This is a genomic window from Collinsella aerofaciens, from assembly GCF_901212495.1.
Taxonomy (GTDB): Bacteria; Actinomycetota; Coriobacteriia; order Coriobacteriales; family Coriobacteriaceae; genus Collinsella; species Collinsella aerofaciens_H.
The window spans coordinates 35,667-45,441 of record NZ_CAAKNY010000073.1; the positions used below are offsets into that span (position 1 = coordinate 35,667).

Sequence of the window (9,775 nt, forward strand, 5' to 3'; positions counted from 1 at the left end):
CCGCGGTATCTGAAAGTAATAAAAAAGCAGGTAGAGACACTTCTCTACCTGCCTGTAACTATTGGTGGAGGCGCGGAGAATCGAACTCCGGTCCACGAAAGCCCCCTGATTGGCATCTCCAAGCTCAGTCGCTGGTTTAGTCTCGGACACTTTGCGCGCAGCGACACGCTCGCGGCGTCCTAACCGGTTCGGTCTTAGCCTGCGCCATACCGATTACGTGCGCAGGAGCATTCCCCTAACATGACGTCGCGCCGGTGTCGGAGAAATCACCGGGTTGACGCGCCGCTATAAACTAAGCAGCGAGAGCCATAGGCTCAAAAGAAGAGTTGTTGTCAATTCAATTTGACGGTACCCCTGTTTAACGAGGCGAGGAGACCTCGGCTTGCTTCCTCTCTCAGAGCTATCGTGTCGAAACCAGTCGCCCCCGAATGTCGGGAAAGTCTGGATGGCATTGGGCACGAGTACCCAACAGCCGTCGACCTTTCAAGGAACATACGGGGCGAGCCCCGCTTGTGAAGTGCTATGTTACCACGTTCTCAAGGAAGACAGCTGTTCTATGCACGAGCTGTGAAGACCCCAATGTGCGCTGTACTTCGCACTTTTGCTACCGATCGCGTCACGTATATTTTCGCCAAGCACAATTGACCCGTCGAAAGGACCGTTATGGATACCAAGCAGCAACTCGTCAATGCCCTCGTGGGCCTGGGCTCAACCATTACCGAAGCTATGGATGTCATCGAGGGCTTTGTCCCCTGTGGACATCCTGCCCTCGTGGTCACGGGCGCCCTCAACGCGCTCACCGACGGCGCCGACGAGGCCACACTCGCCGAGCACGTTGAAACCGTCCGTGGCTTCATCGACCACGTAAGCGAAAACCGCGGCGTCACCGCGCATCACGACATCGAGCTTGGCGAGCTCACGGGTGCAAAGGCCGAACTCTTTGCCGAAATCAGCGCTATAGCCAACCTCACCAAAACCGCTGGTGTCAAGAACACCCAGGTCAACGAATGGCTCTACCGCAGCCTCGCTGCCCTCAACAGCTCCGACGAAAAGGCAGCCGAGCAGCTCGCAGATAGTCCCGCCATCAAGGCCGAGCTTTTGTAAATAGCAGACGCGGGTCCCTTGGCGCATCGTGTCCAAGAGGCCCGCAAACAGTTCGCGTCAACCGATAGCCGCGCCGCCACGTTCGGCCAAAGCCAGAATCGGCATCATTTGGCGCGGGGTCTTTGCTGCAAGATCGGCATGTTCGAGCAGCTTTCGATCGTTTGTCACCAAGTAATCGACCTGCGCGCGCTTGCACGCGGCGAGCACCAGGTTGTCCTCGTAATCGCGATGGAGCGCTAAGTATTTGTCGGCCAGCCAAAGGTCCGACGCATCTGCACCCACGGCCGTGGCGTTTTCGGTCATATTCCGAACAAACGCTAACGAAGCATCGCCTATCGCTCGTGCCGATGCTTCGTCGAGCGCTCCCCCGCTGACAAGAACGCTACGCTTCAGCTCGTGTTGGACAACGTACAGTACGTCCTTAGCGATATGCACCGGGAAGAACAGAGACGCCCCCGTCTCCGTCGCCTGCCCAATAAACGCACGCGCGGCAAGCGACTCGACATGGTCGACGCAAAACGAATCAACCCATACGTTGGCATCCACCATTATTTTGAGGAAAGCCCCGCTCACAGGATCATCCCCTTTTGGCGATAGCGCTCGTCCATTGCTTCGGAATAGATTGTGTCCCAATCGCGATCGTCGGATACGGGCGACGTAGCGATGCCCAGGTCCGCGTAAAGCTGATTCGCCGCCGCCCATGATGCGGCGAACGGAGTATCGGGCGCGACGGCCTGCTTGCGGTCGTCGACGGCCGCAAGCAGGCCGTCGCACTGCCCGCCACCCTGCGCGACCTTGGCCACCACCTTTTTGATGAGCTCGGGCAGTGACCCGCCCGAAAGCCGCAGCACCTCCTCGGCACGGTTCTTGACCTGGCGATCTACGCGAACGTTCACCTGCGCCATGCCGCCAACAGCACCCACGTTGATCCCGCTCCCTTCAATTGCTAGCACCGATAGCAACACTATATAGAAGAGCTAGCAAATGGTCAAATGCAAAAGACCTGCGCCCAGACGACACCGATGCCGTCTGGGCGCAGGCCAGATAACGTGGGCGAACACGTCTGCTAACGCAGATATGCCTTCGCGTTGCCCAAGCTATACGCAATCGTCGAGCCGTTGTGCAGCAGCGACGATGTCTGCGGGGTGATCTTGCCGGTAATACCCAATGCCAGCAGCGCCGAGTTGGTGAGCATTACCTTGGCATACGAGCTCGTCAGACGGTCGATGAGCCCCTGGCTCATGCGGCGTAGGCGCACGATCGCGGCGAGATCCGTGTCGGTCAGGATGATATCGGCGACCTCCTTGGCGATGTCGCTTCCGCCACCCATGGCCAGCCCCACATCGGCCAAACCGAGCGCTGGCGAATCGTTGACGCCGTCGCCCACCATGGCAACGTGGCGCCCCTCGCTCTTAATGCGCTCCACATAGGCGTACTTGTCCTCGGGCAGCAGTTCGGCCTTAAACTCGTCGACGCCCGCCTCGCGCGCAATGCGCTCGGCCGTGCGCTCCGAATCGCCCGTGAGCATAACGACATGCTTGACGCCCAGCGCATGCAGGTCGGCGATGGCCTCACGGACCCCGGGCTTGAGCGGATCCTCGATGCCGAGCACGCCCACAACGGTGCCGTCGACCGCCAGATACAGCGGCGACAGGCCCTGCATCTGGGACTCGATTTGCTCCTTGATGTCGGACTCGAGCTGCGCACCCTCGTCCTCAAATACAAAGTGCGCGGAACCGATGATGGCGCGACGCCCTTCAATGGACGAAGCGATGCCGTGCGCCACAATATACTCGACCGCAGCGTGGCGCTCGCGGTGCTCGAGCCCACGCTCGCGGGCGGCGTTGACCACAGCGCGCGCCACCGGATGCGGAAAATGCTCCTCCAAGCAGGCGGAAAGGCGCAGAACCTCGTCCTCGCTCCAGCCATCGGTGGTGAGCACGCAGGCAAGACGCGGCTGCGCCTCGGTAAGCGTGCCGGTCTTATCAAACACAATGGTGTCGGCCTTGGCAAACGACTCAAAGTACTTCGCGCCCTTGACCATGACGCCCATCTTGGCAGCATCGCTCATGGCAGTCATGACGGCGACGGAACCCGTGAGCTTGAGTGCGCACGAGTAGTCGACCATCAGCGCCGCTGAGGTCTTGATGAGGCTGCGGGTGGTAAGAGCGACAAGACCTGCAAGCAAGAAATTCCACGGGACGATCTTGTTGGCAAGGTCCTCCATATGCGACTGACCCTCGGACTTGAGCGAGTCGGCCGTCTGCACGAGCGAGACGATTGAGCGCAGTTTGGTTTGCGCCGTATTGGCGCGCACGCGCACCAAGATGCCGCCGTCTTCCACGACGGTACCGGCGAACACGTCGTCGCCCACGCTGCGCTCGACGGCCAGCGGCTCGCCGGTCAGGGTCGCCTGGTTAACCATAGCGCTCCCCTGCTCGACAACACCGTCGATGCAAATGGACATGCCAGTGCGCACGGCGACCAGATCGCCGGGCTCAAGCTCGGTCGCGGCAACGCTCACCTCGGTGTCGCCGACCACTTTTTGTGCCTTATCGGGCACATCGAGCAGCGAGTTGATGAGCTCGTTTTCGCTCATGGCGCGGGTGTAGTCCTCGAGCAGCTCGCCCACGTTGAGCAGGAACATCGTCTGGCCCGCGGTGTCGACATCACGTTTGACGAACGAAATGCCGATAGCCGAAGCGTCGAGTACGGGAACAGTCAGGCGCGGCTGTGCGAGCTCACGGAGGGCGGCGCGCAAAAAGGTCATGTAACCGGCCACGACAAAGATGGCACGCAGCGGCGTAGGCAGGAACCAGCGACGTGCGTAATGAGCGCCGATAAGTGTGGCAAGATCCATGACGAGCTTGTGTCTGCGCGGCTCGAGTTGCATCACGTAACCCGACTTGGCATCGGCGATAGCTTGAGCATCGAGTGCACCCAGGGCATCGAGCACGGCCGTGCGACGCTGCTCGTCATATTCGAGCGCCATCTGGCCAATACGGCCGTAGACACACACCTTGTGCACGCCGTCGATGTCGCCGCTGAGCTTAAGAAGTGCATCGAGATCGCTCTCTGGCACAGGACCCGCCAATTGAAGACGGGTCCTGCCGGGGATCTCGCTAATAATCGAGAATCTCATAGTTTGTGCCTGGAGTGCTACTCGGCTGCCTTGTCCGCAGCGGCCTCGCTCTGGGTGATGTAGGCAGCCTCGGCAACCATGTCATCGACATTGGCCTTGGCCTGCTCGACCATGTCCTGGTAGCAATTCTTGACGCGCATACCGCACGCGATGCCCTGCACGCAGGCATTCTTGACCGGAGCGCTAGTGAGCAGCTTGATGCCGGCCGTACCAAGCAGAAAACCGCCACCGACAAGCAGGGTGTTAAACGTCGACTTCTTCATGTTGCTTCTCCCTTTTGCCGCACAAGCGCGGCATGGTGCCTTAGCACCCGAGTTCATTAGTTTGCTCGAGCACGCTTTTGAGACTAGTTTAGTATAACTATTGGGGTCAACAACGGCTAACTTTTTGGAAAATATACGATCTAGACCGCCCGGTACTCGGCGGTTCACCCACCACGACGCAAATCCGCACCCCCCCACGGGAATCCGCCCCCGCCCTTGCGAATCAAAGGTGAATACTTTTTTGCGAAGTGAACGAGCAAAATCGGACCCCCGAAGCATCCGCATTTTTCGCCAGCAAAACCGCAGGAAAAACTCGACAAAATCGCAGGAAAAAAGCCCCAAAAGTGTCGATGCTTTAGGGGTCCAAATAAGGTCGTCCACTTCTGGGGAAACCATTCACCTTCGATTTCCACAGCCTCGAATACATGACAAGGGGACGACCTCTTTACCTCTTTCCTACAGCTGCCAGGCAGCCGCTTCCTTTTGCAGCGCAACCATGCGGGCGAATTCTCCACCTGCCGCCTTGAGCTGCGCCGGAGTGCCCTGCTCGGCAACCACACCATCCTTGAGCACAACGATTTTGTCGGCATTTTCCACCGTACGCATACGGTGGGCAATAACGATAACCGTCTTACCTGTAAGCAGACGGGAGAGCGCCTGCTGAACTACGGTCTCGTTCTCCACATCCAAGCTCGCTGTCGCCTCGTCCAACAGCACGATAGGCGCGTCTTTGAGCAGCGCACGGGCGATGGAAATGCGCTGGCGCTCTCCGCCGGACAGCTTGGAGCCGTTCTCGCCGATCATGGTGTCATAGCCCTGCGGCATACGGCTCACGAACTCGTCGCAGTTGGCGGCACGCGCGGCAGCAAGCACTTCCTCATCGGTGGCATCGCGACGACCAAGACGGATGTTTCCCATCACCGTGTCGTCAAAGAGCAGCACGTCTTGGAACACAATGGCGTAGTCGCGCAGCAGCACCTCGGGATCAACGCTCGCAACATCCACGCCACCCACGGTGACCGCGCCTTCGGTGGCGTCCCAAAAGCGCGCGGCCAGGCGGCTCACCGTAGACTTACCGGAACCCGAAGGACCGACCAGCGCCGTAACTTCGCCTTCCTTGGCGGTAAAGCTCACATCGGTAAGAACTTTCTCGCCGGCGCGGCCGTCCTCGCCCGCACCATAGCCAAATGCCACGTGATCGAACACCACATCGTGGCCCACGGGCTCAAATTTCTCGCTGCCCCGCGCTACAGGCTCTTCCATGATGGAACGCATGCGCTTGGCAGACGACTCGGCGACAAACAGCTCCGACACGAGCATAAGGGCCTGATCAAACGGCGCGTAGATACGGCTCACCATAAGCAGGAAGGCAAACATCACCAAAAAGTCGACCTGCCCGGAGGCGACCATCGTGGCGCCCGTGACCAGCGTGGTGGCAATGCCCAGACGCAGAATGGAGAAGGCGGAGTTGACCAGAAGCCCGTTGACGAGCTCGCCCTTGGTGGTCTCGCGCTCCTCGGCATCGATCACGGCGTTGAGCCCCTCAAGATAATGGGCCTCCTGGTTGGTGGCGCGGATTTCGCGCACGCAGTCGAGCGTCTCCTGGATCGCCTCGGTGACCTTGACCTTCTCGGCGCGCACGCGGTCGAACACCGGGGTCATGGGCCCGCGTGTCAGATACAGCACGGCAAAGGCCACGGACACGCTCCAAAACGCCGCGACCGCCAGCTGCCAGCAAAAGAACAGCGATGACGCGAACACGATGGCGCTTGCGATGATGGCGCCCCAGAGTTCTCCCAGCACATGGCTATAGGCGTGCTCCATAGTCTGAACGTCACCCATGATGGTCTCGGTTAAATCGGCCAGATCACGACGGCCGAAAAACGACAGCGGCAGTTTGCGCAAGCGCTCGGCGATCTCCATACGCTGCTTGCCGCACTCCTCGTAAAAGATGCAGTAGGTGTAGTAATACTGCTGCCAGTTAGAGGCAAAGAGCAACACGAAAAAGATCAGGAGGCCGCCCGCGATCGGCAGGGCATCCGGCAGGTCGGCCCCGCTGGCGAGATGCTCGACAAAGCCGGCCATAACCAGGAATAAAAAGCCCATGCCGGCCATGGTAATAAGATTGGTGAGCGCGGTCCAGAAGATACCGCGTTTTACGCCGGCGATGCCTTTATCGGATAGGAAATACTTCTTTTGGAATGAGGCGAACATTTAGGCCTCGCCTCCCTTCGCGACGGCGGCATCCGCGGTCGTAGCAGTAATCTTCCAACTCGCGGCCTGCTCGTACTCGGCCCACATCTTGGCATACAGGCCATTTTGGGACAGCAGCTCGGCATGAGTACCCGACTCCTGCACGCTGCCCTGGTTAAGCACCACGATTTGGTCTGCGCCCACTACAGTCGAGAGCCGATGCGCAATCATAATGACCGTGCGACCCGCCGCCAGCTTGCTAAAGGCGCGCTGGATGAGCGCCTCGTTCTCGGGGTCGGCAAACGCCGTGGCCTCATCGAGCACCACGATAGGCGCGTCTTTAAGGATCGCGCGGGCGAGTGCCACGCGCTGGACCTCGCCGCCCGAAAGATATGCTCCGCCGGCGCCGAGCGTGGTGTTGATGCCCTGTGGGAGCTTGGCCACAATGTCGTCGCACTGAGCTGCGGAGAGGGCCGCACGTACTTCGTCATCAGTGGCCGTAGGCTTGGAGGCGCGCACGTTATCGGCAAGTGTTTGCCGGAACAGCTGGTTGGTCTGGAACACGAAGGCGACCTGGTCCATAAGCTCGTGTGGATCCATATCGCGAACGTCCACACCGCCTACGAGCACTCGACCCGAGGAAACATCCCAAAAACGCGGGATCAGGCTTGCGCAGGTTGACTTACCGCCGCCCGAAGGACCCACCAGGGCGAGGGTACTACCAGCGGAAACGCTAAAACTCACATGGTTGACGGCAGGCGCCTCGGCGCCTTCGTAGGTAAAGCTTACATCCTCAAATCGCACGTCGTTGCCGGCAGGGTGCTTGGGTTGGGCGGGCACGGAGAGCTGCTTGGAATCCATAACGCTTCGGATGCGAGCCAGCGAATCGGCACTCATCTGAGAGGCCTCGCCCACAAACATGAGCTTGGTCATGGCCGTCGGTACCACGGCCGAAAATATCGCGTAAAACGTGAAGTTTGCCATAAAATGCGCGAAGTCCGTCTCGCCCGGTGCCAACAGCAACGCCACGGGCAGCAGGAATGCCACAAGACCATTGAGCGCGGTAAGGTTGAGCACCTGCGGGCCTCGACAGAACGTGCCCGAATAGTTTTGTGCCATGTCGGCATATTCGGCGATCGCATCGTGGAAGGCCTTAAAGGAGTAGACCGTCTGCTGAAACACCTTGACCACGGGGATACCGCGTACGTATTCGGTACCGGTCTTGTTCATCTTGACCAGCGCTCCCATGTAGGTCTTCATAAACTCGGCGCCCTTGCCGCCCATCATGGCGGCCATGGCGCCAAACGAAATGGCCACCGAGATGAGACATGCCGCGCCCAAACGCCAATCGAGTGCGAAAAGCAGCACGAGCAGGCCGGCGACCATGGCGGTGGCGCCGGCGATATCGGGCAGCATGTGCGCAAGCAGGGTCTCGGTGGAGGCGGCACATCCGTCTACAATACGGCGCAGCTCACCGGTGGCGTGCATGTCAAAGTAGCCAAGCGGCAGCTTAAGCAGGTGTTCGCTCGCAGTCTTGCGGATATTGGACGCGCAGCGAAACGCAGACAGGTGCGTGCACATGAGCCCCACGAAATACACTACGATGCTTGCCAGGGCAAAACCCACGGCCCACCAGCCATACATCGCGATATCGGTGGCTTCGCTCCAGTTAGGCGCCACAGCGATCAGATCACGCGCAACAAACCAGATGCACACATACGGGCCAAAGCCCAGCAGCTGCGAGAGCGCCGAGAGCGCCATGCCCAAATACGTTAGGAATTTACGGTCGCCGGCATATGCAAGTAGCTCGCCGATACCGCCGCCTTCCCTTTTTGATCCCTTTGCCATGAGATTCCTTTCTAACGGCTTGAGAGTTAACCGTAATCAACTTATCATTGATATGTTAGCCAAGGCACACAATCGAGCCAGGCGTGGATGTTTCTGCAAAGGAAGGGGACGCTTTCGAAAATGCATCGGGCCGCGACCGACATAACCGAGCTCTACGCACCGCAGTTTGAGCAGTTTGGCCTGGAGCTTTCCGGCAAGGGCGCCGTCTTTACCGGCGAGGTGGCAAACGATCGGGCGCACGGACGCGCATGGATCATGCCCCTCTCCCCCACCTGCATCGTCATAGAGCATTTCATTACCCCGACGCACGATATGTACCTGGCCGAATACACACCTGAGCCGTACGCCTGCGTGAGCGAGGTCAGCGCGCCCACACTTACATGCATGCCCGAGGCTGGCATAACGCCTGCGAACCTGACACTCTTGCATGGACCTTGGCCAAACAATGCCGTTTGCAGCTTTATCCAAGATAACTGTGGCGAGGAATTAAGCCCACTGTTTGCAGGGCAACTCTACCACTCGCGCTCGGTGCTCTTTTTGCCTGGATATTTTGACGAACTGGAGCACCGCTATCCCACCGAGTTCGCGGGAATCTTTGAGGCGTTTGCCGAGCCGTGGCACGAGGAAGCGGCGTCTGCCATCTGCCACACGCTGCGTCGGATTAACGAGAACCGCGCCCGCACCGTAGGCGGACACATCTATATGCAAGGCATCGTGGAGACCATGGTCGCGGAGCTCGCCTGTTCGCATGCGGCCCAGAGACAGGCGCAACGGGCGACAGGCACGCACGCCAGCGTGACTATAGCCAAGGAAGCGTCTGCCCTTGTAGAGCGCTCGCTCGACAAGGGCAGACATGTGAGCATCCAGGAGGTGGCCGAGAGACTCTTCACGTGCCGATCCAAGCTGTGCGCCACCTTTAAGGCCCAAACCGGCGAGTCCCTGGGTGCCTACATACGAAGGCGCCGCATGGAGCGGGCGCAGGAGCTTTTGGCAGATAGCTCGCTTACGATAGCACAGGTGGCAGAGCGGCTCGACTACCCTCAGCAGGCCGCCTTCGCCCAAGCCTTCAAACAATACACCGGCACCACCCCCACCGCTTGGCGTTCCCAACATATATAAAGAATGAGGGCGCCATCGGCGCCCTCATTCACCAAATTTAATTCAGCCCGCCTGACCCGAACGGCCGAGTCGTCACGGAACCCGGGAGCCCCGGCAGGGCGGGTGC

General features: G+C 59.6%; 8 protein-coding genes and 1 other RNA gene. 2 read left to right on the forward strand and 7 right to left on the reverse strand.

Annotated elements, in window-relative coordinates; translation table 11 throughout:
• Window positions 1-62: 62 nt before the first annotated feature.
• Window positions 63-426, reverse strand: a transfer-messenger RNA (tmRNA) gene (gene ssrA, locus SFLMC1_RS08905).
• 237 nt (window positions 427-663) lie between these two features.
• Here ssrA and SFLMC1_RS08910 point away from each other — a divergent pair.
• A complete protein-coding gene (locus tag SFLMC1_RS08910; RefSeq protein ID WP_152074715.1) occupies window positions 664-1,104 on the forward strand; it encodes a hypothetical protein in 441 nt (146 codons plus the stop codon).
• Window positions 1,105-1,161: 57 nt separating this feature from the next.
• On the opposite strand, the gene SFLMC1_RS08915 is transcribed toward SFLMC1_RS08910, so the two are convergent.
• The 6 genes from SFLMC1_RS08915 to SFLMC1_RS08940 form a co-directional block, all read right to left on the reverse strand.
• Complete coding sequence (locus SFLMC1_RS08915) at window positions 1,162-1,677, reverse strand: type II toxin-antitoxin system VapC family toxin (RefSeq protein WP_187323928.1); 516 nt, start codon at window positions 1,675-1,677, stop codon at window positions 1,162-1,164.
• Window positions 1,674-2,027, reverse strand: a complete 354-nt coding sequence (locus tag SFLMC1_RS08920) for a hypothetical protein (protein ID WP_187323929.1) — start codon at window positions 2,025-2,027, stop codon at window positions 1,674-1,676. Before SFLMC1_RS08920 ends, SFLMC1_RS08915 begins: the two co-directional genes overlap by 4 nt.
• A gap of 143 nt (window positions 2,028-2,170) precedes the next feature.
• Window positions 2,171-4,186 carry a heavy metal translocating P-type ATPase gene (locus tag SFLMC1_RS08925; RefSeq protein ID WP_226814297.1) on the reverse strand — a complete coding sequence of 672 codons (2,016 nt, stop codon included), beginning with the start codon at window positions 4,184-4,186 and terminating at the stop codon, window positions 2,171-2,173.
• Between the two features lie 77 nt (window positions 4,187-4,263).
• Window positions 4,264-4,509, reverse strand: coding sequence for a DUF6110 family protein (locus tag SFLMC1_RS08930; protein ID WP_152074718.1), 246 nt, complete (start codon window positions 4,507-4,509; stop codon window positions 4,264-4,266).
• Between the two features lie 456 nt (window positions 4,510-4,965).
• A complete protein-coding gene (locus tag SFLMC1_RS08935) occupies window positions 4,966-6,723 on the reverse strand; it encodes an ABC transporter ATP-binding protein (protein WP_152074719.1) in 1,758 nt (585 codons plus the stop codon).
• On the reverse strand, window positions 6,724-8,550 hold the full coding sequence (locus tag SFLMC1_RS08940) for an ABC transporter ATP-binding protein (protein ID WP_187323930.1): 1,827 nt from the start codon (window positions 8,548-8,550) through the stop codon (window positions 6,724-6,726). It lies immediately after the preceding gene.
• Between the two features lie 120 nt (window positions 8,551-8,670).
• Between SFLMC1_RS08940 and SFLMC1_RS08945 the strand changes: the two genes are divergently transcribed.
• Window positions 8,671-9,669, forward strand: a complete 999-nt coding sequence (locus tag SFLMC1_RS08945) for a helix-turn-helix domain-containing protein (RefSeq protein ID WP_187323931.1) — start codon at window positions 8,671-8,673, stop codon at window positions 9,667-9,669.
• Window positions 9,670-9,775: the final 106 nt, after the last annotated feature.

Excerpts from the sequence above, each read along its gene's own strand:
- SFLMC1_RS08910 (WP_152074715.1), top strand. The coding sequence starts at position 664 with ATGGATACCAAGCAGCAACTCGTCAATGCCCTCGTGGGCCTGGGCTCA.
- SFLMC1_RS08930 (WP_152074718.1), bottom strand. The coding sequence starts at position 4,509 with ATGAAGAAGTCGACGTTTAACACCCTGCTTGTCGGTGGCGGTTTTCTG.
- SFLMC1_RS08935 (WP_152074719.1), bottom strand. The coding sequence starts at position 6,723 with ATGTTCGCCTCATTCCAAAAGAAGTATTTCCTATCCGATAAAGGCATC.
- SFLMC1_RS08940 (WP_187323930.1), bottom strand. The coding sequence starts at position 8,550 with ATGGCAAAGGGATCAAAAAGGGAAGGCGGCGGTATCGGCGAGCTACTT.
- SFLMC1_RS08945 (WP_187323931.1), top strand. The coding sequence starts at position 8,671 with ATGCATCGGGCCGCGACCGACATAACCGAGCTCTACGCACCGCAGTTT.